The organism is Janibacter indicus, from assembly GCF_900176385.1.
Taxonomy (GTDB): domain Bacteria; phylum Actinomycetota; class Actinomycetes; order Actinomycetales; family Dermatophilaceae; genus Janibacter; species Janibacter indicus.
The window spans coordinates 254,303-277,081 of sequence record NZ_FWXN01000003.1; the positions used below are offsets into that span (position 1 = coordinate 254,303).

19 protein-coding genes are annotated in these 22,779 nt (G+C 71.6%); 12 read left to right on the plus strand and 7 right to left on the minus strand.

What is annotated here, in order from left to right; all coding sequences use genetic code 11:
• Positions 1–191: 191 nt before the first annotated feature.
• From typA to B9B60_RS04860, 5 genes are read left to right on the plus strand one after another with little or no spacing between them, the layout of a single operon-like run.
• Positions 192–2,087, plus strand: coding sequence for a translational GTPase TypA (gene typA / locus B9B60_RS04840; protein ID WP_084450151.1), 1,896 nt, complete (start codon positions 192–194; stop codon positions 2,085–2,087).
• Positions 2,088–2,100: 13 nt separating this feature from the next.
• Positions 2,101–3,852 carry an ABC transporter substrate-binding protein gene (locus B9B60_RS04845; protein ID WP_084450081.1) on the plus strand — a complete coding sequence of 584 codons (1,752 nt, stop codon included), beginning with the start codon at positions 2,101–2,103 and terminating at the stop codon, positions 3,850–3,852.
• Entirely contained in the window at positions 3,849–4,760 is a 912-nt protein-coding gene (gene mshB, locus B9B60_RS04850) for an N-acetyl-1-D-myo-inositol-2-amino-2-deoxy-alpha-D-glucopyranoside deacetylase (protein ID WP_084450082.1), read from the plus strand. The genes B9B60_RS04845 and mshB overlap by 4 nt, the downstream gene beginning before the upstream one ends.
• Entirely contained in the window at positions 4,757–5,245 is a 489-nt protein-coding gene (locus B9B60_RS04855; protein ID WP_200811152.1) for a flavin reductase family protein, read from the plus strand. Before mshB ends, B9B60_RS04855 begins: the two co-directional genes overlap by 4 nt.
• A gap of 4 nt (positions 5,246–5,249) precedes the next feature.
• Positions 5,250–6,995 carry a VanW family protein gene (locus tag B9B60_RS04860; protein ID WP_084450083.1) on the plus strand — a complete coding sequence of 582 codons (1,746 nt, stop codon included), beginning with the start codon at positions 5,250–5,252 and terminating at the stop codon, positions 6,993–6,995.
• Positions 6,996–7,001: 6 nt separating this feature from the next.
• On the opposite strand, the gene B9B60_RS04865 is transcribed toward B9B60_RS04860, so the two are convergent.
• The 4 genes from B9B60_RS04865 to B9B60_RS04880 are packed head-to-tail and all read right to left on the minus strand — an operon-like array spanning position 7,002 to position 13,175.
• Positions 7,002–8,048: an ABC transporter ATP-binding protein gene (locus tag B9B60_RS04865; protein WP_084450084.1), complete on the minus strand. Its 1,047-nt coding sequence runs from the start codon at positions 8,046–8,048 to the stop codon at positions 7,002–7,004.
• A complete protein-coding gene (locus tag B9B60_RS04870; RefSeq protein WP_234993740.1) occupies positions 8,045–9,547 on the minus strand; it encodes an ABC transporter permease in 1,503 nt (500 codons plus the stop codon). The genes B9B60_RS04865 and B9B60_RS04870 overlap by 4 nt, the downstream gene beginning before the upstream one ends.
• 10 nt (positions 9,548–9,557) lie before the next feature.
• Entirely contained in the window at positions 9,558–10,577 is a 1,020-nt protein-coding gene (locus B9B60_RS04875) for an iron ABC transporter substrate-binding protein (protein ID WP_084450153.1), read from the minus strand.
• 21 nt (positions 10,578–10,598) lie between these two features.
• Positions 10,599–13,175, minus strand: coding sequence for an AMP-binding protein (locus B9B60_RS04880; protein ID WP_072623861.1), 2,577 nt, complete (start codon positions 13,173–13,175; stop codon positions 10,599–10,601).
• 61 nt (positions 13,176–13,236) lie between these two features.
• On the opposite strand from B9B60_RS04880, the gene B9B60_RS04885 reads away from it, so the two are divergent.
• Complete coding sequence (locus tag B9B60_RS04885; RefSeq protein WP_072623862.1) at positions 13,237–13,791, plus strand: 4'-phosphopantetheinyl transferase family protein; 555 nt, start codon at positions 13,237–13,239, stop codon at positions 13,789–13,791.
• Here the strand turns inward: B9B60_RS04885 and B9B60_RS04890 are convergent.
• Positions 13,767–14,771, minus strand: a complete 1,005-nt coding sequence (locus B9B60_RS04890; RefSeq protein WP_125932769.1) for a GNAT family N-acetyltransferase — start codon at positions 14,769–14,771, stop codon at positions 13,767–13,769. The genes B9B60_RS04885 and B9B60_RS04890 overlap by 25 nt on opposite strands.
• A 22-nt stretch (positions 14,772–14,793) precedes the next feature.
• On the opposite strand from B9B60_RS04890, the gene fdxA reads away from it, so the two are divergent.
• The 6 genes from fdxA (at position 14,794) to B9B60_RS04920 (ending at position 20,867) form a co-directional block, all read left to right on the plus strand.
• Complete coding sequence (fdxA, locus tag B9B60_RS04895; protein WP_072626107.1) at positions 14,794–15,120, plus strand: ferredoxin; 327 nt, start codon at positions 14,794–14,796, stop codon at positions 15,118–15,120.
• Between the two features lie 16 nt (positions 15,121–15,136).
• Complete coding sequence (gene dapC, locus B9B60_RS04900; RefSeq protein WP_084450086.1) at positions 15,137–16,288, plus strand: succinyldiaminopimelate transaminase; 1,152 nt, start codon at positions 15,137–15,139, stop codon at positions 16,286–16,288.
• A 698-nt stretch (positions 16,289–16,986) separates the two neighbouring features.
• On the plus strand, positions 16,987–17,619 hold the full coding sequence (locus tag B9B60_RS04905) for an ATP-binding cassette domain-containing protein (protein ID WP_234993754.1): 633 nt from the start codon (positions 16,987–16,989) through the stop codon (positions 17,617–17,619).
• Positions 17,616–18,827: a hypothetical protein gene (locus tag B9B60_RS04910; protein WP_084450088.1), complete on the plus strand. Its 1,212-nt coding sequence runs from the start codon at positions 17,616–17,618 to the stop codon at positions 18,825–18,827. Before B9B60_RS04905 ends, B9B60_RS04910 begins: the two co-directional genes overlap by 4 nt.
• 29 nt (positions 18,828–18,856) lie before the next feature.
• Positions 18,857–19,447 carry a hypothetical protein gene (locus B9B60_RS04915; RefSeq protein WP_143445433.1) on the plus strand — a complete coding sequence of 197 codons (591 nt, stop codon included), beginning with the start codon at positions 18,857–18,859 and terminating at the stop codon, positions 19,445–19,447.
• A 136-nt stretch (positions 19,448–19,583) separates the two neighbouring features.
• Positions 19,584–20,867 carry a citrate synthase gene (locus tag B9B60_RS04920; RefSeq protein WP_084450154.1) on the plus strand — a complete coding sequence of 428 codons (1,284 nt, stop codon included), beginning with the start codon at positions 19,584–19,586 and terminating at the stop codon, positions 20,865–20,867.
• 98 nt (positions 20,868–20,965) lie between these two features.
• Here the strand turns inward: B9B60_RS04920 and B9B60_RS04925 are convergent, their stop codons facing one another.
• Entirely contained in the window at positions 20,966–21,841 is an 876-nt protein-coding gene (locus B9B60_RS04925; RefSeq protein ID WP_084450090.1) for a hypothetical protein, read from the minus strand.
• A gap of 1 nt (position 21,842) precedes the next feature.
• Entirely contained in the window at positions 21,843–22,775 is a 933-nt protein-coding gene (gene dapD / locus B9B60_RS04930; RefSeq protein WP_072623869.1) for a 2,3,4,5-tetrahydropyridine-2,6-dicarboxylate N-succinyltransferase, read from the minus strand.
• Positions 22,776–22,779: the final 4 nt, after the last annotated feature.

Consider the following 22,779-nt stretch of genomic DNA (forward strand, 5'->3'; position numbering starts at 1 on the left):
GGTTGGGGCGGCAATATAGTCCGATCCTGAGGCCGTCAGGGGCTGGTGCCGTGACCTTTACCGGAGTGAGACCGCCGCGACCGCAGGATGTGCGGCGAAGGGGGAAAACCCTCACCCGATCCTGCGGCAGGGGGCGGGTCCCCCCTTCGTCCATTTGGGCCGGGGGCCCACGGGCTGAGATGATCGCGACCATGCCCCTGATCTCTCGCAGCGACATCCGCAATGTCGCCATCGTCGCCCACGTCGACCACGGCAAGACCACCCTCGTCGACAAGATGCTCTGGCAGGGGGGTGCCTTCGGCGAGCACGACCACGTCGACGAGCGGGCCATGGACTCCGGCGACCTCGAGCGGGAGAAGGGCATCACGATCCTCGCCAAGAACACGGCGATCCACTACAACGGCCCCTCCGCGGCCGCCCACGACGCCCCCGACGGCGTGACGATCAACATCATCGACACCCCGGGCCACGCCGACTTCGGTGGCGAGGTCGAGCGCGGTCTGTCGATGGTCGACGGTGTCGTCCTGCTCGTCGACGCCTCCGAGGGCCCGCTGCCGCAGACCCGCTTCGTGCTGCGCAAGGCGCTCGCGGCCAAGATGCCGGTCATCCTGTGCATCAACAAGGTCGACCGGCCCGACAGCCGGATCGCCGAGGTCGTCGACGAGGCCTACGAGCTCTTCATGGACCTCGACGCCGACGAGGACCAGATCGAGTTCCCCATCGTCTACGCCTCCGGCAAGGCCGGCGCCGCGAGCCTCACCCGGCCCGAGGACGGCACCCTGCCGGACAACGAGGACCTCGAGCCGCTCTTCAAGACGATCATGGAGACGATCCCGGCCCCCTCCTACGAGGAGGACGCCCCGCTCCAGGCGCACGTCACCAACCTCGACTCGAGCAACTTCCTCGGTCGCCTCGCGCTGCTGCGCGTCTTCAACGGCGAGCTGCGCAAGGGCCAGCAGGTCACGTGGTGCCGCCACGACGGGTCGACCGAGCGGGTCAAGATCACCGAGCTGCTCATCACCGAGGGCCTCGAGCGCAAGCCGCTCGACACCGGCGCCGCCCGCCCCGGCGACATCATCGCCATCGCCGGCATCCCCGACATCATGATCGGCGACACGATCGCCGACGCCGACAACCCCATCCCGCTGCCGGTCATCACCGTCGACGAGCCGGCCATCTCGCTGACCCTGGGCACCAACACCTCGCCCCTCGTCGGCCGCGGCCCGACCAAGGGCACCAAGGTCACCGCCCGCATGGTCAAGGACCGCCTCGACAAGGAGCTCATCGGCAACGTCTCCCTGCGCGTGCTGCCGACCGAGCGCCCCGACGCCTGGGAGGTCCAGGGCCGTGGTGAGCTCGCGCTGGCGATCCTGGTCGAGCAGATGCGCCGCGAGGGCTTCGAGATGACCGTCGGCAAGCCGCAGGTGGTCACCAAGGAGGTCGACGGCAAGGTCCACGAGCCGGTCGAGCGCCTGACGATCGACACCCCCGAGGAGTACCTCGGCGCCATCACCCAGGTCCTGGCCGCCCGCAAGGGCCGCATGGAGCAGATGACCAACCACGGCACCGGGTGGGTCCGCATGGAGTTCCTCGTGCCCTCGCGCGGCCTCATCGGCTTCCGCACCGAGTTCCTCACCGAGACCCGTGGCGCCGGCATCGCGCACCACGTCTTCGAGGGCTACGAGCCGTGGTTCGGCGCGATCACCACGCGCGTGTCCGGCTCGCTCGTCGCCGACCGCTCCGGGCCGGTGACCTCCTACGCGATGGTCAACCTCCAGGAGCGTGGCTCGCTCTTCACCGAGCCGGGCACCGAGGTCTACGAGGGCATGATCGTCGGCGAGAACTCGCGGGCCGACGACATGGACGTCAACATCACCAAGGAGAAGAAGCTCACCAACGTGCGGGCCTCCTCCGCGGACAACTTCGAAAAGGTCGTCCCGCCGCGCAAGCTGAGCCTTGAGCAGTCGCTCGAGTTCTGCCGCGAGGACGAGTGCGTCGAGGTCACCCCGGACGCCATCCGCATCCGCAAGGTCGAGCTCGACGCCAACCTGCGTGCCCGGGCCGCTTCACGGGCTCGCAACTCCTGAGAGGAGAGCGCCGATGAGGCGCAGCACCCGAGGACTGATCGCCGGTGCGGTCGCGCTCGCCGTCACGGTAGGCGCGACCGCCTGCACCGACGGTGACGGCGGCCCCGGCCCCGGCCCGTCCGCGAGCACCGGCGGCGTGAGCGGCCCCGAGGACCGCCTGACCCTGCTGTCCGAGGGCCCGGTCTCGGCATGGGACCCGCAGCGGATCACCAGCCGGCAGGTCGCCGGCCTCGCCTCGCGCACGTGGATGCGCACCCTCACCGCCTACGACCCGGCGACCAACCTCGCGGGCCAGCGGGCGCTGCGCGGTGACCTCGCCGACGGCACCGGGCGGGCGAGCAAGGACGCCAGGACGTGGACCTTCCGCCTGCGGCAGGGCGTGACCTGGCAGGACGGCTCGGCGATCACCTGCGAGGACGTCCAGCACGGCGTCGCCCGCTCCTTCGACGAGGACATCACCTCCAGCGGCTACGCCCTGACCTATCTCGACATCCCCAAGCGGCCGGACGGCACCTCGCGCTACCCCGGGCCGCTGGCGAAGGGGGGCACCTCCGCCGCCAACCGCAAGCTGCTGGAGCGGGCGGTGCAGTGCCGCGATGAGCGGACGATCACCTTCCACCTCGCCGAGCCGGTCGGCAACTTCGACGAGGTCGTCTCGCTGCCCGAGTTCGCGCCCTTCAAGGCCTCGCGCGACAAGGTCGACGACGTCGCCCACGACGCCTTCAGCTCCGGGCCCTACAAGCTCAAGGAGGGCTGGACCCCGAGCAAGGGCGGCACCTGGGTGCGCAACCCGAAGTGGTCGGCCAAGAGCGACCCGCTGCGCCGGGTCGGGCCCGCGACGATCGAGCACCGGGAGGGCATCGAGCCCAAGGACGCCGTCGAGACGATCGTCGACGGCAAGGACGGCGGGCGCACCCTGGCCCTCGACCCCGTGCCGGCAGCGCTCACCCCGGCGCTCGACGAGGCCGGTGACGCCGCCCAGTCGGTCACCGTCGACGGTCAGCTCGTCGACTACCTCGCCGTGAGCAGCAAGAGCAGCGCGCTGAAGAAGGCCGCCGTGCGCACCGCGCTGGCAACGGCGACCAACCGCGAGGGCTACACCGAGGCACTCGGCGCGGCCGGGGGCACCCCGTCGTGGTCGCTGCTCGGGACGGCCCTGCCGTCGACGCACGAGACCGTCCTCGACCACGGCCCCACCGGCGACGCCGCCGCGGCCCGCGCCGCGCTGCGCAAGGCCAAGGTGCGCACGCCCGTGAAGATCTCGGTCGCCTACCGCGACGGTGGCCAGATGCCCAAGGCGCTCAAGGCGCTCGAGGGCACCTGGGAGGATGCCGGCTTCGACGTCACCCTCGAGCCCATCGACGAGGAGGACTACTTCTCGCAGGTCGGCAGCCGCAAGGTGGCCGAGGAGCACGACCTCGTCTGGGCCAACTGGGGCCCCGACTTCCCCTCGGCGAGCACCGTGCTGCCGCCCCTCTTCGACGACCGGATCAACCTGTCGAAGACCTCCGTCGGCCGCGACTACGGCCTCTGGGCCGACAGGCAGGTCACCCAGGCGATGGACAAGGCCGGTGCGGAGACCACTCGGGCCGACCGGGCCAAGGCCTGGTCCGCGATCGACACCGACCTGCTGCGCGACGGGGCCTACATCCCCCTTCGCCAGAGCCGGCTGACCTATGCGGCCGGGTCGGAGGTCACCTCCTTCATCGGCAACCCCGTCTACGGCGGGGTCCCCGAGCTCGGGGTCGTCGGGGTGTCGCGATGATCCGCGCCGAGCCGGTCCTGGTCCGCGGGCGCCCCGCGCGGCTGCTCTTCGTCCACGCCCACCCCGACGACGAGTCGCTCGCGACCGGCGTCGCCATCGCCCACCACGTCGCCGCCGGCGACGAGGTCCACGTGCTCACCTGCACCCTCGGTGAGCAGGGCGAGGTCATCCCGCCCGAGCTGGGGCACCTCGACGCCGACCACGAGGACACCCTCGGCGAGTTCCGTCGCGACGAGCTGCGCGGCGCGATGACCGCGATCGGCGCCCGCAGCCAGGTCCTCGGCGAGGACCCCGCGGTGGGCCGACTCTCGCGCTGGCGCGACTCCGGCATGGCCGGCACCCCGGCCGCGGAGGACCCGCGCTGCTGGGTGCGCTCCGACGACGGCGAGGCGGTCGCCGCGGTGCGCGCGGTCGTCGAGGAGGTCGCGCCCGACCTCGTCGTCACCTACGACGCCGACGGCGGCTACGCCCACCCCGACCACATCCGCACCCACGAGGTGACCCGGGCGGCCGTCGCCGCGATGGACGAAGGGGGGCGCCCCGCCCTCTTCGGGGTCTTCACCCCGAGGTCGTGGGCCGAGGCGGACCGCGAGGTCCTCGCGGCGCTGCACGCGCCGGCGCAGGCCGGCTGGACGCAGCCGAGCGGGGAGTTCCCCCCTTCGGTCGTCGACGACGCCGTCGTGACCCACGCGGTCGTCGACGAGTCCGCGATCGCCCACCAGGAGGCCGCGCTGCGGCACCACCGCACGCAGGTCACGCTCGGCCCGTCGCACACCTACGCCCTGTCCAACGACGTCGCCGCGCTGCTGCCGGGGCGTGAGGGCTTCGCCCGCCTCGACCTCGCGACCGGTCTGCCCGTGCCCGGTGAGCCCGCGGGGGAGCGCCCGCCGCTGGTGGCCCGCCGATGACCGGTCTGGCCCCGACGAGCCTGCGGCACACCATGGCGCACTTCGCGACCGGGGTGACCGTGGTGACGACCCTCGAGGACGGCCACGACCACGCGATGACCGCCAACTCCCTCACGTCGGTCTCGCTCGACCCGCCGCTCGTGCTCGTCTGCGTCGCCAAGGACACGGGCTGGCACGAGGCCGTGACACAATCGGGCGTCTGGGGGATCTCGATCCTCCCGGCAGCGGGCCGCCCCGCGGCCAGCTGGCTGAGCACCGGCGGACGCCCGCTGCACGGCCAGCTCTCGCGGGTGGCGCACCATCGCGGAGAGCTCGGCGTCGCCCTGCTGGACGACGCGTTGGGCACCCTCGAGTGCCGCACGAGCGCCCAGCACGACGCCGGGGACCACACCATCGTCGTCGGCGAGGTCGTGGCCAGCCGCGCCGACGCCCACCGTGGCGACCCGCTGATCTACTACCGCAGCCAGTACACGAGCACGAGGTGACCGCATGACCCACGACAGCTGGACCGATGACGAGATCGTCGACCGGCCCCGCCGGGGCCGTGGCGCGCTCGCCGGTGCCTTCGTGCTCGTCGTCATCGCCGGGCTCTACGTCGCCGCGGCGATGTACTTCGGCGACCGGGTGCCCTCCGACACCCGGGTCGGTGGGGTGGCCATCGGCGGGCTGACCCCCGACGAGGCGCAGTCCAAGCTGGAGAAGCAGCTCGCCGACGAGGAGGCCGAGCCGGTCGTCGTCGACGTCGCGGGCAAGAGCGTCGAGCTCGAGCCCGCCGACTCCGGCCTCGCCTACGACTACGAGGAGTCGGTGAGCGGGCTCACCGGCTTCAGCCTCAACCCCGTCGACCTCGTCAACCACGTGCGTGGCGGGGTCGAGCGCGAGGTCGAGGTCGCGGTCGACGAGGACGCGCTCGCCGCGGCCGTCGACGAGGCGACCGACGGCATGGACGTCAAGCCGACCGAGGGCAAGGTCGCGCTCGACGGGGCCAAGATCACCAAGACCGCGTCCAAGCCCGGGCTGACCGTCGAGCGGGACAAGGTCGTCGAGGCGATCGTCGAGGGGTGGCCGTCCAACCGCGCCATCGACGCCGCGACCACCCAGCCGAAGCCGAAGCTCAGCCAGGCCGAGATCGACCGCTTCGCCAAGGACGACCTCGCGCCGCTCGTCTCCGGGCCGGTGACGATCAAGACCACCGACCCCAAGGCCTCCGGCGCCGACAAGACCATCTCCTTCGAGCTGACCGCGGAGCAGCTCGCCGCGGTCGTGTCGATCAAGGACTCGCAGGGCAAGCTCTCGGCGACCGTCGACGAGGACAAGATCCAGCAGACGGCCGTCGCCGCGGGCAAGGCCTCCGGCCGCTTCCGGCCCGCCCAGGACGCCACGGTCCAGCGCAACGGCCGCAGCTTCTCCGTCACCCCGTCGAGCAGCGGTCTCGAGCTCAAGGCCGAGGGCCTCGGTGCCGACATCGCCGCCGCGATGAAGAAGTCGGGCTCCGAGCGCACCGTCACGGCGCGGGCCCAGGAGGCCAAGCCGGAGTTCACCACCGCCGAGGCGAAGCGCACCCTGCCCAAGGAGCAGATCTCGACCTTCACGACCTACCTGCCCGACACCGGGGGCGTGCGCACCAACAACATCAAGATCGCCGCGCGCCAGCTCGACGGCGCCTACGTCGCGCCCGGCGAGACCTTCTCGCTCAACCAGCTGCTCGGCCCCCGCACGCCGGACAAGGGCTACCAGAAGGCCGGCGTCATCAATGCCGGACGACTCACCGAGGACTACGGCGGCGGCATCTCGCAGCTGTCCACGACGCTGTTCAACGCCGTCTTCTTCTCGGGGGCCAAGATCGAGGAGTTCCACCCGCACTCCTTCTACATCTCGCGCTACCCCGAGGGGCGTGAGGCGACGATCTCCTGGCCGGGCGTCGACAACCGCTTCACCAACGACACCGGCGCCGGCATCCTCATCAACGCCGCGGTCAACGGCGACGAGGTGACGGTGAGCTTCGACGGCCGCAAGGCCTACGACAAGGTCGAGGCCTCCAAGAGCGCCCGCCGCAACATCGTGCCGCCCAAGAAGATCACCGACGACAAGAAGGGCTGCGTGCCGCAGTCGCCCGCGCCGGGCTTCTCGGTCGACATCACCCGCACCTTCATCAAGGGTGGCTCGACGGTGAAGTCCTCGACCTTCACCACGACCTACATCCCCCAGGACGACGTCACCTGCACCAACCCCTGACGGGGGTCACACGAGCGCGGAGCCCGGGTAGGCCAGCACCGGGCCGTCGACGCTCACCGGGACCTGCTCGCCGACCTCTGGGGAGTGCCGGCCGGGGACGCGGACGGTGACGACGGTGCCGTCGGCCAGCGCCACGTGCACCATGGCGTGCGCGCCGTGGTAGTCGACGTCCTGGACCGTGCCGTGGGGGCAGCCCGGCGAGTCGCTGAGGCTGAGGTCCTCGGGCCGCACGACGACCACGACCTCTCCGTCGCCGCGCGGGACGTCGCCTCGTGCCGTGACGATCCCGAGCGGGCAGGTGATGCCGTCGGTGGTGCGGTGTCCGGTGAGGTGCACGACGTCGCCGAGGAAGGCGGCCTCGCGGGCGTCGACCGGTTCGTCGTAGATCTCGCGGGGGGCACCCACTTGGCTGAACCGCCCACCGCGCATGATGGCGACCTGGTCGGCGAAGGAGAGCGCCTCCTGCTGGTCGTGGGTCACGAGGATCGCCGTGGCCGAGGTCTCCGCGAGGGCGGTGGCCACGGCATCGCGAGTGCTCGCGCGCAGGGCCGTGTCGAGCGAGGAGAAGGGCTCGTCGAGCAGGACGACGGACGGGGAGAGGGCCAGCGCCCGGGCCAGGGCCACGCGCTGCTGCTGGCCGCCCGAGAGCTGGTCGGGGCGTCGGGTGGCGGTCGCGGCGGGCAGGCCGACGAGCTCGAGCAGCTCCTCGACGCGGTCGCCGCGCCGGCGGGCGGCCCGCGGCATGCCGAAGGTGATGTTGTGCGCGACGTCGAGGTGGGGGAAGAGCCCCCCGTCCTGCCGCACGTACCCGATGCCCCGCCGCTCGGGCGGGACGGCCCGACCGGCGCCGCACACGACCCGGTCACCGATGGTCACGGTGCCCTTGTCGGGGGCGAGGAACCCGGCGATGACGCGCAGCAGCGTCGTCTTGCCGCCACCGGAGGCACCGAGGACGGCGGTCGTCGTGCCCGTGGGCACGGTGAGGTCGACGTCGCGCAGGACCGGCTCGGCGCCGTACCCGACGGTGACGCCACGGATGTCGACGGTGCTCATTCTTCGATCCCACTCTGTCGGAGCATCAGGACGGTCAAGGGCGCGGACAGCAGGATCATCATGGCGGCGAAGGGAGCAGCGCCCGCGTAGTCGAACTCGTCGCTCGCGGCCCAGAAGGCGGTGGCCAGGGTGGAGGTCCCGGTCGGCGACAGCAGCAGCGTCGCGGTGAGCTCCGTGGCGGCCGCGATGGCCACGAGGGCCGCTCCGGTGAGCGCCGAGGGGAGGATGAGCGGCAGCACGACCCGACGGAAGGCCCCGAGCGGACTGCACCCGAGCGACCGCGCGGCATCGCTGAGCTCGGGGGGCGCGGCGGCCAGGCCGGAGCGCAGGGAGACCATGGCGCGGGGGATGAAGAGGATCGAGTAGCAGAGCACGAGCAGCAGCGGCGACTGGTAGATCCCCGGGACGTACCGGACGGAGACGGTGATCAGGGCCAGGGCGATGACGACCCCGGGCAGCGAGCTCGCGATGTAAGTGACCCGCTCCAGCACCAGTGTCCACGCGGTGCGCCGCCGGCTGAGCAGCCATGCGCCCGGCAGTGCCAGGACGGTCGTGACGGCCGCGGCGGCGAGGGCGAGCGAGATCGTCGACCCGGTCGTGACGAGCAGCGAAGGGCGGATCCCGAGCTCGTCGACGGGGGCGGCCAGGTGGGCGAGCAGCCACCGACCGACGAGCGTGACCGGCAGGACGAGGGAGACGGCGACGACAACGGTGAGCGCGAGGAGGGCCACGGGGGACCACCGACCCAGGCGTACCAGCGCCGCCCGGCGGTGGACGCCGCGGCCGACGCGGGCGGTGCGAGCGGTGCCGCGCAGCAGGTGCTCGAGCGTGAGGACGGTGACGCACATCAGGGCGAGGACGAGCGCGAGCACGCTGCCCTGGTTGCTCGAGAAGCTCACCTCGTACTGCACGAGGATCGCGGTGGTGAAGGTCGGGTAGCGCATCATCTCGAGCACGCCGAACTCGGCGAGGAGGTGCAGCCCGACGAGCAGGCCGCCACCACTGATGGCCGGTCGCAGCCGGGGCAGGACCGTGCGGCGCCAGGCCTGCAGCGGACTGGCGCCGAGGGCGCGGGCGTCCTCCTCCGGGGCGGCGTCGAGGTCGCGCAGGATCGCGGCCACGGGCAGGTAGACGAAGGGGAAGTACGCGGCCGTCGTCACCAGGGCGGCCCCGCCGAGGCCGTCGAGTCCCGGACGGAAGGAGACCCAGGCGTAGGCAGCGACGAAGGCGGGCACGGCCAAGGGAGCACCGAGCAGCACCCGCCACACCCCGGCGAGGGGCAGGTCCGTGCGCTCGACGAGCCAGGCCGCCCCGACGCCGAGGACGATCGTCGCGGGGACCGTGACGAGCAGCAGCAGGAGGGTGTTGGTCAGCAGCTCCACCGTGCGCGGGCGGATCAGGTACTCGAGGGCGCCGGCGGGCGAGCTGCCGAAGCCGTCCGCGGCCACGACCGCGAGCGGCAGCACCGTGATGACCGCGACGAGGACCGCCGCGGTCATCACGAGGTGCCTAGAGGATGCCGGCATCGGTCATCAGCTGGGTGACCTTTTCGGAGTCGAGGGAGAAGGGGTCGACGGCGGGCGCCTGGAGGGACTCGAGCGTCGGCAGGTCGGGGTCGGAGTCGACCCCCTTCGCCACGGCGTACTCCTTGGAGCCGCTGGACTCGAGGACGGCCTGCCCCTCCTCGGAGAGGATGTAGTCGACGAACTGCTGGGCCTCGTCGGCGTGCTTGGCGTTCTTGAGCACGCCCGCGGCGGAGAGGCTGACGAAGGCGCCCGGGTCCTCACCCTTGAAGTAGTGCAGCGCGGTGTTGGCCGTGCCCTCCTTGGTCTCGGCCTGGTCGCGGTACCAGTAGTAGTGGTAGATGACGCCCATCGGGACCTCGCCGGCGTTGACGGCCTTCATCGTCGCGATGTTGTTCTCGTAGATCCGGGCGTTGGCCTTCATGCCGTCGAGCCACGTCTTCGTCTTGGCCTCGCCCTGGTCGGCGAGCATGCCGGCGACGATCGCCTGGAAGTCGGCGCCCGTCGCGCCCGCGCCCCACTGGTCCTTGTACTCGGGCTGCTGCAGGTCCATGAGTGAGGCGGGCAGGTCGTCCTTCGAGACCTTGTCGGGGTTGTAGACCAAGACGGTCGAGCGAGCGGCGACGCTCGTCCAGTCACCGCTCGACGGGCGACGGTTCTCCGGCACCTGGGCGAGGGTCTTGGCGTCGACGGGCGCGAGCAGCCCGGCGTCCTCGACGAGGGTCATCGCGGGGCTGTTCTCGGTGAGGAAGACGTCGGCGGGGGAGGCGTCACCCTCCTCGACGATCTGGTGGCCCATCGACGAGTCCTTGCCCGGACGGATCTGGGTCTTGATGCCGGTCTTGTCCGTGAAGCCCTGCGCCCACGCCTTGGTGAGGTTGTCGTGCTGGCTGGAGTAGATCTGCAGCGCGTCCGGGTCGGTCGCCGGGCCGTCCGAGCCGCCGCAGGCGGCGAGGGCGAGGACGGAGGCGCCGAGGGCGCTCACCATGAGGGTGCGTCGGGTCATCATCGCGGGGTCTCCGATCGTTCAGGCGGTCTCGGCCCGGGGGCCGGTCGGTGCGGGGGCGGGACGGCGGTCCCGGGTGGCCAGGTCGGCCAGGGCGTGCGTCGGGCGCTGCAGCAGCCACCACAGCACGACCCCGAGGACGAGGGACCCGGCCAGGGCGAGCCACGGGTCGTCCACGACCCGGAAGACCTGCCACTGGACGAGGTAGATGTGCAGCGACGCGGCCGCGACGAGCCCGAGCGGCAGGGCGAGGGGGCGCGGGAGCGGCACGCGCGGGACGAGGCCGAGGACGGCGATCGCGACGAGCACCGTCAGGCCGCGGCTGGGCTCGACGAAGAAGCCCCACATGCCGACGGCGGTGAGCGCCAGGGTCGCCGCGCGCTGGCGGTGGGTGCGGGCGGCGCCGAGGGCCATGCCCAGGGCGAAGAGCCACAGGACGGACCCGGGCAGGCCACGCGTCGCGCCGGTCGACTCCGGGACGAGGATCCACCGGGGCACCAGGGCGACCGCGGCCAGGGCCATGCTCCACGCCCACGGGTGGCGCACGTGGAGCCGCCCGAGCGCGGGCACGGAGACGAGCGCGAGGGCGAGCACGCTGCAGGCGAGCAGGGCCTCGATGAACCACAGGTTAATCCGGGCGCCCCACTCGACCTCGCCCACGAGCCAGTTGACGAGCAGCACGTTCTCCCAGCCGTAGCCCGAGGCGGTGACCAGCCCGAAGAGGGCGACCGCCATCGACGGCACCGCGAAGGTCGCGATCGAGCGCAGGCCGCGTCGGCGCCGCTCCGCGGGCCGCGGGTCGTCGAGGGTGAACTTGGTGAGCGACCAGCCGGCGAGGGCGAGGAGGGTGTGTGCGCCGCCGGGGACGGAGATGATCCCGAGGTGGCTGGCGCAGATCGCCAGGGCGGCGAGAGCGCGCACGACGACGGGCGTCTCGGCCCAGCGCACGACGCGTCCGGGGGTGCCGGCCTGCGCCGCGAGACGACGAAGGGGGACCCGGTGCCAGCCGTCGGGGAGGGGCCCGAGGGCCCGCTCGAGGGCGACTGAGGTCTGCACGAGGCTGTAGGAGTCCCCGCCCAGCTCGGCGAAGGAGCGGTCCGGGTCGACGTCGTCGCGCCGCAGGGCGGCGGCGACGACGGCGACGGTGGCGGCGAGCTGGTCGCCGGAGGGCAGGGGGTCGCCGGTCGTCGCCGCGAGCGCGCGCTCGCGGCACGCGGCCCGGTCGGTCTTGCCGTTGGGCAGCCGGGGCAGCTCGGCGACGGTGTCGACGATGACGGCCCCGGGGGCGAGGCCGGCGGCCCGGACCGCCCGCTCGCGGACCGAGCGGACGAGGTGGGGGTTGCCCCCTTCGTCGGTGACGAGGGTGACGAGGAGGTGGCGGGCGTCGGCGGTGACGACCACCTCGTGACCGGCATCCGCGAGCGCGTCGGCGACGCGGCCGAGGTCGATGCGCAGGCCGAGAACCTTGGCGATGTCGTCGCGGCGGCCGACGATGCGCACGCGGCCGTCGTCCAGCCGCCCGAGGTCGCCGGTGCGCAGCTCGGCGACCATGCGGCCGAGGGCGAGCTCGTCGGGGTGCTCGGCGTAGCCGAGCATGACGCCGGGGCCGGTGAAGACGAGCTCGCCGACCTCGTCGCTCCCGCCCGGGACGTCGTGGTCCAGGCGGAAGGCCGAGGCGGCGACGGCCCGCCCGACCGCGTCCGGGTGCTCGAGGACCTCGGCGCCGCGCTGGATCGCCATCCGGGCGGTCGCCTCGGTCTGGCCGTACATCACCGCGAGCTCCCAGCCCTGGCGCCGGCCGAGCACCGCGAGCTCGCGCACCCGCTCGGCGCCGAGCGCGCCGCCGGCCTGGGTCACGAGGCGCAGCCCGGGCGTCCCGGCGCGCAGGCGCGCGTCGACGAGGTCGAAGGTGTGCGGCACCCCCGCGAGGACGGTGACGCGGTGCTCGGCGTGCAGCCGCCAGAACTCGTCGTCGGTCACCGAGCGCTCGGTGACGACGATGCCGCCGCCGGCGAGGAGCGCGCTGTGCAGGACGGACAGGCCGTAGCAGTAGTGGAGGGGGAGCGAGGTGATCACGCGGTCGTCCGCGCGCAGGCCCAGGCCCTCGGCGATGGCGGCGGCGTTGCTCGTGAGGTTGTCGTGCGAGAGGCGCACGAGCTTGGGGCTGCCGGTGCTGCCGGAGGTCGACAGCAGCAGCGCGAGGTCGGGGTGCAGCAGGTGCTGGGGATCGGTCGAGAGGGCCTCGATGCGCTCGCCGACGAGCCGCACGTCCGGGGCGAAGCGCTCGGTGACCGACTCCGCGCCCGGTCCGGTGACGAGCCCGACGTGACCGGCGGCGAGCACCGCCAGGTGGGCCACGACACCCGGGACGTCGCGCGTCGGGTGGAGGTGGACCAGGCGACGACCGGTCGCCGCGTCGGGCAGGCGCTCCGCGAGCGCCCCGACCCGTGCCGCCAGGTCGGCGTGCGTCAGCACCCGGTCGCCGTCGAGGAGCGCGGGACGGGTCGACCCGGGGTGGACGAAGGGGGCGGTCCCCCGGCCCGGGACGCGCTCGGGAGCCGGGCGGGCCACCTCCGTGAGCGTCGCCGTGGGAGTCATGTTGGTGTGCCTATCCTTAGTAGCTAGGGCGAGAGTACAACCGTTGACGTCAGGACCTCACATGGACAACCACGTCGTGGACGTCTGGTGGTCGGACCTGCGGGCGATGGACCTGGCGCTCCTGCCGCTGCTCGACCCGGTCGAGGCGGCACGGGCCGCGGGCATCGCCGGCTCGGCCGACCTCGGGCGCTTCGTCGTCGGGGCGTGGCTGCTGCGGGTCGCAGTGGGGGCCGCGACGGGGACCGACCCCCGCTCGGTCGCCGTCGAGCGGACCTGCACCGACTGCGGCGGGCCGCACGGGCGGCCGCTCGTGCACGGCACGCACGTGAGCGTCGCGCACGCCGGGCCGCTCGTCCTCGTCGCCACCGCTGCGGTGCCGGTCGGTGTCGACGTCGAGTCGCTCCGGCGCGGAGGGGGCGTCGCCGGGTGGGTCGTCGAGGAGGCGACCTTCAAGGCCACGGGGGCGCGCTCGTCAGCCGGCGTCCGGGTCGTCGATCTCGAGGTCCCGGTGCCGGGCTACCGCGCGGCGCTCGCCGTGGCCGGCGCCGACGTCACCCTCGTCACGCACGGGCCGTCGGAGTCGGCCGCCGCTCAGCGCAGCGCGAGGTGGACGTAGTCGTGGTGGGTCGTCATGCCCAGCCCGCGGTAGAGGTGCTGGGCGGGCGCGTTGTCCGGCTCGACCTGCAGGTAGGTCAGGCTCGCGCCGGCGGCGGCCGCGATCCGGAGCGCCTCGACGGTCAGCCACCGGCCGATGCCGCGCCCGCGGTGCGCGGGGGAGACGTGCAGGCCGAAGACGCCGGCCCACCCGTCGCTCAGTGCCACGCGCACGACGCCGGCGGTGCTCCCTTCGTCGTCGTGGGCGGTGAGGAAGACCTGGTGGCGGGGCAGAGCGAGGATCTGCCGCGCAGCATCGAGGTGGTCGAGCAGGCGGGGGGAGCCGCCCGCGAACCACGCGTCGTCCGGCGCGTCCGCCGTGGTCAGGCGCAGGCCGGGCGGGGTGGGGACGTCGGCGAGCAGGTCTGCGGTGCGGCCGGTGAGCACGTCGGCAGGGTTGCCCTCGACCCAGCCGCGCTCGAGCAGCAGTGCCCCGAGCGGGTCGTCGGTGGTGGCGGCGCCGGTGGGGCGCGGCAGCATGACGAAGGGGAGGAGCCCGCGCTCGTCGTACCAGGCCTCCACGGCGTCGACGGCCTCCGGCAGCGGCAGGCCCGGGTCGCCCACGGGCAGGGCGGAGTTGGAGCGCCCGGTCCACCCGAGACCGGCCCGCAGCAGCCAGCCGGAGCCGGGAGCGCCCAGCCAGGCCTCCTCGACTCCCGGCTGGCCGCGGGTCATGACGAGGTGCAGGTCCTCGATGGTCACGGCGCGGTGCGGTGCGCCACGACGCGAGGGCTTCGGTGGGATGACCCGGGCGGCGACGACGTGGTCGCGGGCCACGGTGACCTCCCCGGTGCGGGTGGCGATGCGCAGGTGCGTGGCGTCGATGCCGACGAGCTCGCCGACGGTGTCGGTCAGCGTCGGGCCGGACGGCGGGGGAGGGGCGATCCGGGAACGGACCGCCACACGAGAGCCCACGGTGAGACCCGGCGGCAGACCACTCATGGGGCGACATAGTATGTCGGGCATGACGTACGTGATCGCGCAGCCTTGTGTCGACCTCAAGGACAAGGCCTGCATCGAGGAATGCCCCGTCGACTGCATCTACGAGGGCAAGCGCAGTCTGTACATCCACCCGGACGAGTGCGTCGACTGCGGTGCCTGCGAGCCGGTGTGCCCCGTCGAGGCCATCTACTACGAGGACGACACCCCCGAGGAGTGGGCCGACTACTACAAGGCCAACGTCGAGTTCTTCGACGACCTCGGCAGCCCCGGTGGCGCGGCCAAGATGGGCATGATCGACAAGGACCACCCGATCATCGCGGCCCTGCCCCCGCAGGAGCACGACGAGTGAGTGTCGGCACCTGCTGATGGACCTGCCTGACTTCCCCTGGGACTCGCTCGCTCCTGCCAAGGAGCGGGCGAGCTCCTTTGTCTCGCCCGACCCCGCGCAGGGCGAGGGCATCGTCGACCTGTCGGTCGGCACGCCCGTCGACTCCACCCCCGAGGTGGTGCAGACGGCCCTGCGCGAGGCCGCTGACGCGCCCGGCTACCCGCAGACCTGGGGCACACCCGACCTGCGCGAGGGCATCGCGCAGTGGTTCGCCCGCCGTCGCGGTGCACCGGGCGTCGACCCCGCCGGCGTGCTGCCGACCGTGGGCTCCAAGGAGCTCGTCGCGTGGCTGCCGACCCTCCTCGGCCTGACCGCCGGCGACACCGTCGCCTTCCCCCGGGTCGCCTACCCGACCTACGACGTCGGCGCCCGGATCGCGGGGGCCACCCCCTTCGCCGCCGATGCCACGACCGCCTTCGGTCCGACGACCCCGGCCAGCGCGCCGAAGCTGCTGTGGCTCAACACCCCGAGCAACCCCACGGGCAAGGTCCTGAGGGTCGAGCACCTGGCCAAGGTCGTCGCCTGGGCGCGTGAGCGCGGCGTCGTCGTCGCCTCCGACGAGTGCTATGCCGAGCTGGACTGGCGCACCGAGGAGGCGCGCGGCGAGGGCTACGAGGCCCTGCCGACGACGCCGTCGATCCTCGACCCGCGTGTCACCGGTGGCTCCCACGAGGGCCTGCTCGCCGTCTACTCGACCTCCAAGCAGTCCAACCTCGCGGGCTACCGCGCGGCCTTCGTCGCCGGTGACCCCGCCCTCGTGGGGCGGCTGCTCGAGGTGCGCAAGCACGCGGGCATGATCGTGCCGTGGCCGGTCCAGCGGGCGCTGCTCGCGGCCGTCGGCGACGACGCGCACGTCGCGGCCCAGCGGGAGATCTACCGGGCCCGCCGCGAGGTGCTGCGCCCGGCGCTCGAGGGCTTCGGCCTGCGCATCGACGACTCCGAGGCGGGCCTGTACCTGTGGGCGAGCGCGGGGGAGCCGAGCCGCGTGACCGTCGACCGGCTCGCGCAGCGCGGCATCCTCGTCGCGCCGGGCGACTTCTACGGCGCGGCCGGCGAGCAGCACGTGCGGGTCGCCCTCACGGCGACCGACCAACGCATCGCGATGTCGGCGGCCCGGCTGGCCGCTTGAAGGTCCCTCCTGCAATGCACGGAGGAGTTGCGCTGCAAGCATGCTCGCCCTGACTTATGCTCACGACACCGTGCCATGTCGGCGCGGTTCTCGATGCACAGGGGGAATGAACATGAAGCGCGTGGTTGTAGGGGGGGCGTCATAGTCGCGACCCTGCTGGGGGCAGCGGCTCCAGCAATGGCGTCCGCCCGTAGCCCGTGGGCGACCACGAAGAGCCCATTGATCGTTCGGGAGAACGGGCCATGGCAGGGCAAGGGGGTCGGGTCATGGGGGATCGACTCGCAGGTCACCAAGTCGCACGGCACGGCGAGGATGTTTGACTACAAGGCCAACAACAACGGAATCCACGTCCGGATGCGCTCGCAATTCAATTCGGGGTACTGCTACCAGCCCGAGTACACGAGTTGCACCCAGAAATGGTTTGGCTCGAACGAGGTGCAATCCCCGTCGTGGGGGTGGTCGCGATGGAGCGGTACCCACTATCTCTCGTACAAGCTGTCAACCGGCGGCGACTACGCCCGGGGTCTGTTCAAGGTCTGTGAGACCCAGAAGTGGGATCCCGATGACTGCACTGATTGGACCTACCGTGCCCATCCCCGGAAGTACTGACCGCAGTGGAGGGTGAGCCCGAAGCCGGAGACGCTCCTCTGGCCTTGAAGGATGCCGTTGTCCGGCGGGGCCGGTGGCGCCTGGGTCCAGTGACGTGGTGCGCTCAACCGGGAGTCACCGCGCTGGTTGGCGCCAATGGCGCAGGCAAATCGACATTCTTGGATCTCGCGTCAGGAAGGTTGCGACCCCGGGGCGGGAAGGTGACATCGTCGGGACGCGTTGCGCATCTCCCTCAACATGTTGACTTCCCATTCGGAGTGACTGCCCGGGACTGCGTCGAGTTTGCAGCCGCGATGACGGACCGGTCGGGCGCCGACCTCAAGAGCGCTGCGGCGCAAGCACTTTCGTCCGTGGACTTGACGTCGGCGTCAGAGGTGGCCGCGCGCAGGCTCTCCGGCGGCCAGCAGCGTCGGCTGGCGGTGGCACAGATCATCGTTGACTCGCCGCACGTCATCCTGCTGGATGAGCCCTTTGCAGGCCTGGACCCACTCCAGCGAGATGCTCTCGTCCATTGGATCGCGGCAGCAGGGGCCCGAGCATCCGTGGTGGTGTCGATGCACGATGTCGACTTGGTCGAGCAGATGGCCGACCGGCTTCTCGTGCTCTCGGATGGGGAACTGGTATACGCCGGCCGGGTCGACGGTCTGTCCTTCGATAGCGCGAATGTGACCGTGCCTGAAGCGATACGCAGACTCATGCAGCAACAAGGAGCCGCATTGTGAGTCTTGACAAGCCGGGCTGGCGGTATGTGCTGCGGACTGGGCCGGGAGTGTTGTTGCTCGTCGTCATCTGTGCAGCAGACCTTGGCTACGCGTTGTGGCAGGCCCCTGCACGGCGGGGTGACTTCGACTGGGCCGTGGAAAGCCTGGGCGGCAACATGTGGGTCCTTATCCCGGTTGTGCTTCTGGCGAGCACCGTAGTGACCATGTTGCAGATACCTCCAGGTCGCGAACTGCACATTCCGATTCCATTGCGGGCTGAGGTTGTCCGCCTTGCCGTAGCCGTCATGTTGCCTGTGTTCCTGCACGGCCTCGTTCTGGGCGTGATCGCCGCGTGGGCCGTCTCGAACGGCTCCACGTTTCACGTGGACACGACATGGCAGGTGGTGCGGCAGCTACTGGGCCTTGCCGTCGCCGCGTGTCTGGGGGTGGCCGCGGGGCGTGCCTCGCGCCATCCGGCCGTAGCCCTGATCGCCCTGGCCGGGGGCGCGCTGATCTACATCACCACAGCGTCGACACTAGGTATGACGGGTGGGATGCCGATGTTGGGACAGCAGCGAACCCCGTCCGGAATGTGGCCGACCGTGGTTGTCCTGTGCGCGGGGGCCATCGCGGCCTGCGGGGCGGTGTGGCATGGACGGCGATCAGCTGTCGCGGCTGGACTCTCGGGGCTCGTCCTCGTCTCCGGTGGCCTCATGTTCCCCGAGACGTTGTGGGAGTTTCGACCCGACGTGGCGGACGTGAGGTGCGACAACGCATCTACAGTTGAGTACTGCTTCTACCCCGGATACGGCTTCACCAATGACCCTGCGCGCTTTGCCTTGGACAAGTTCAACGGGGCAGCCCACCGTGCCGGCGTGACCCTGCCTGCGCGCCGGGTCGAGCAGATCGTCGACGGGTCCGCCCCCACGGCCCATCGCGTTGGGCAGCTGGAGTTGGACGAGGACATGCTGAGTGGTGGGGAGGTCACCGCGCACGCGGCCGTCGCTGCGCTTGTTTATCCAGTGTGGTGTTCGCAGGTTTACTCGGAGTCGCCGCCTAATGATTCGGCTGTGGGGGACCTGTCGGGGTGGGTGCTGTACGAAGCCGGCTCAATGAGCAAGAAGGACTTCGAGACCATCGCGCCGTCCATGTCAGGGCTGTCCAAGCAGGCTCAGGCTCAGCGGGCGCAGAAGCTCAGCGACCAGTTGACGGGCTGCCAGGGTCTGTGACGGCCTCGTCGTTGTTGATCATGTGGCGCGTGCTGGCGCGTGCCCGCCGTGTCGAGCTGGTGGCTGTCGTCGGGTTGCTTCTCGCTGTCTCGGCGACTGGGAGTGCGGCAAAGGTGAGGCTTCCGCTGAGCAGAGTTGATCCCGCGGACTCCAGCCTGGTCCTCTTGGCTGCGGTCGCCGCAACAGGCCTGGTCCTTGCCGGTCGACCGGCGATGCTGTGGGTTGGTGGCTCCGGGCTCCGGGCACGGCTGCGGCGGGCCACAGCCATGAGCGGATTGCTGGGAGTAGTCGTCGTGATCGTGGCGGCGGTGGGCAGCGTCGTTGCGACTTCCGGCACGCTCCGTCTGCTCGTCGTTCCGTGTTACTTCTGGGCGGCGCTGGGGATGCTGACGTCCCGGCTGCATCCGGTTGCCGGTCTGTTCCTTCCGTGGATGTGGCTCGTCGCCGTCGTCCTCGTGGGGCAGGCGCCGCTGGGGCGTTCGCAGGCGGTCCTGTCGGCGCCGTACTCCGGCGACACCTCGCTGGCCACTTCAGTGCTCCTTGTGATCGCAGCGAGTTTCGCGTGGAACGTCACCGCGACCTTCAGCGATGGCTCCCGCGCGACGTCGGGCTTCGCGTGAGGCCCATCGGCGGCGGGTCTGGCTGCCGGACCCGCTTCGTGACCCAGCACACGGCTGGGGTAGTTTCAGTGATGACACCGCATGCCCGGGGCCACCGCCCCTGCGGCACGGCACGACCGAAGGGCTGATGACCTCCATGACCGATGACGCCACCTTCTCCGCCGCGGGCAAGGACCTGACGTTCCCCCTCGTCAAGGCCTCCGAGGGCAATGACGGCTACAACATCTCCACGCTGATGAAGGAGACGGGCAACACCACGCTCGACGTGGGCTTCGTCAACACCGCCTCCTGCAAGAGCGACATCACCTACATCGACGGTGACGCCGGGATCCTGCGCTACCGCGGCTACCCGATCGACCAGCTGGCGAGCAAGTCGACCTTCACCGAGGTCGCCTACCTGCTGATCTACGGCGAGCTGCCGACGGCCGACCAGCTCGGCGACTTCGAGGAGCGCATCTCGCGCCACACGATGCTCCACGAGGACCTCAAGGCCTTCTTCAACGGCTTCCCGCGCGACGCGCACCCGATGCCGGTCCTGTCCTCGGCCGTCTCCGCGCTGGGCACCTTCTACCAGGACAGCCTCGACCCCTTCGACCCGGAGCACGTCGAGATCTCGACGATCCGCCTCCTGGCCAAGCTGCCGACGATCGCCGCCTACGCGCACAAGAAGAGCGTCGGCCAGCCCTTCCTCTACCCGGACAACTCGCTGAGCCTGACGGAGAACTTCCTCCGGATGACCTTCGGCTTCCCGGCCGAGCCCTACGACCTCGACCCCGAGATCGTGCGCGCGCTCGACCAGCTCTTCATCCTGCACGCCGACCACGAGCAGAACTGCTCGACGTCGACGGTGCGCCTCGTCGGGTCGGCCCACGCCAACCTCTTCAACTCCGTCTCCGCGGGCATCCACGCCCTCTCCGGCCCGCTGCACGGCGGCGCCAACCAGGCGGTCCTGGAGATGCTCCAGCAGATCCAGGCCTCCGACGACGGCGCCGAGACCTTCATGAAGAAGGTCAAGAACAAGGAGGACGGCGTCCGCCTCATGGGCTTCGGCCACCGGGTCTACAAGAGCTACGACCCGCGCGCGGCGATCGTCAAGGAGACCGCGCACACCATCCTCGAGAAGATGGGTGGCGACGAGCAGCTCGAGATCGCCATGAAGCTCGAGGAGATCGCGCTGGCCGACGACTACTTCGTCGAGCGCAAGCTCTACCCCAACGTGGACTTCTACACCGGCCTGATCTACACGGCCATGGGCTTCCAGCCGAAGATGTTCACCGTCCTCTTCGCCATCGGCCGCCTCCCGGGCTGGATCGCCCAGTGGCGCGAGATGATCGAGGACAAGGACACCAAGATCGGCCGTCCGCGCCAGATCTACACCGGCCCGACCGAGCGTGACTACGTGGGCATCGAGGGCCGCTGACCCCACCCGCAGCACGTGAGCTCGACCCCCTTCGTCCGTCCGGGCGGAGGGGGTCGTTGCGTGCCGGGCCCGCAACGGCGGGCGAAGGGGAGGTCAGCTCAGCCGTCGTGGAGAGTGACGACGACGCGGGTGTCCTCGATCGGATCGTCGGCGTCGTGCCACCGCAGGGCGTCGTCGCCGGCGCCACGGACCCACTCGCGGTCGCCGACCTGCACCCGCACGACGTTGCGGGCCTTGGCCTGGCCGACCGACCACGAGCCGACCGCCCACGCGTGGCGGGAGTCCGCGGCGGTGATGCTGATGGTCTGTCCGTCGGCGGTGCCGGAGTGCCCGGTCTCCTCGTCGAGCGCGGCGACGAAGCGGTCGGGGCGGCCGGCGGCCGTGGGGCCGTCGAGGCGGCAGACGAAGCCTTCGGGGGAGTGGCCGCTGAGGGCGGAGGCGATCGCCCGTCCCTCGTGCTCGTGGTCGGCGTAGGCCTCGGGGTAGCCGCTGCGCTGGACCTCCTGGGCGATCTCGGTGATCACCATCTGCTGCCACCCGTCGACCTTGACCAGGGCGTCGTAGAAGGCATTGGTCGCGTAGACCGGCTCCTGCAGCTGTGCCGCGGTGCCCCAGCCCTGGCTCGGTCGCTGCTGGAAGAGGCCGACGGAGTCGCGGTCGCCGTAGGAGAGGTTGCGCAGCTTCGACTCCTGGATCGCCGTGGCGATGCCGATCGTGCCGGCGCGGGCGGGCAGGCCGCGCTTGACCCCCAGGAGCACGATCGTGCTCGCGTGGTGCATCTGGTCGGGCGCGAAGGTGACCGTCTCGCCGAGGGCGGTCGCGCTGCACTGCTCGCCGAGGAAGAGGCCGATCCGGTCGCGGGCGTACCAGGCGCCGACCCCGACGACGAGCGCGAGCACGCACACGAGCGCGACGACCCCGGACCAGCGCGGTCCGGAGTCGTCGGGCAGCGGTGGGTGCTCGGCCCTGGGCACGTCAGTCGTTGGCGTGCAGCGCGTCGTTGAGCGCGATGCCGTGGCCGGTGCGGTCGCGGGCCTCGACGGTGCCGGTCACGGAGTTGCGCACGAAGAGCAGGCCGCTGCGGCCGGAGAGCTCGGCGGCCTTGACGACGGCGCCGTCGGGCAGCGTGACCTTGGTGCCGGCGGTGACGTAGAGGCCGGCCTCGACGACGCAGTCGTCGCCCAGGGCGATGCCGACGCCGGCCTCGGCGCCGACGAGGCAGCGCTCGCCGATGGAGACGCGCTCGGTGCCGCCGCCGGAGAGGGTGCCCATCGTGGAGGCGCCGCCGCCGATGTCGGAGCCGTCGCCGACGACGACGCCCTGGCTGATGCGGCCCTCGACCATCGAGGTGCCGAGGGTGCCGGCGTTGAAGTTGACGAAGCCCTCGTGCATGACGGTCGTGCCGGAAGCGAGGTGGGCGCCGAGGCGGACCCGGTCGGCATCGCCGATGCGCACGCCGGAGGGGGTGACGTAGTCGGTGAGGCGGGGGAACTTGTCGATGCTCGTCACCTGGACCGGGCCGCGGGCGCGCAGCCGGGCGCGGGTGGTCTCGAAGCCCTCGACCGCGCACGGGCCGTGGTTGGTCCACACGACATTGCTCAGCTGGCCGAAGAGGCCGTCGAGGTTGATCGAGTTGGGCTGGACGAGCCGGTGCGAGAGCAGGTGCAGGCGCAGGTAGGCGTCGGAGGCGCCCTCTGGGGCGGCGTCGAGGTCGATGGCGACGGTGACGACCTCGGTGCGCACGCCGCGCGCCTCGTCGTCGCCGGCCAGCGCGAGCAGCTCCTCGGGGACCTGGGTCGCCTCGGGGGCCTCGCCGAGGGCGGGCTGCGGGTACCAGGTGTCGAGGACCGTGCCCTCGGTCGTCACGGTGGCCACTCCGTGGCCCCAGGCTGCGCGCGTCGTCGTCATGGGC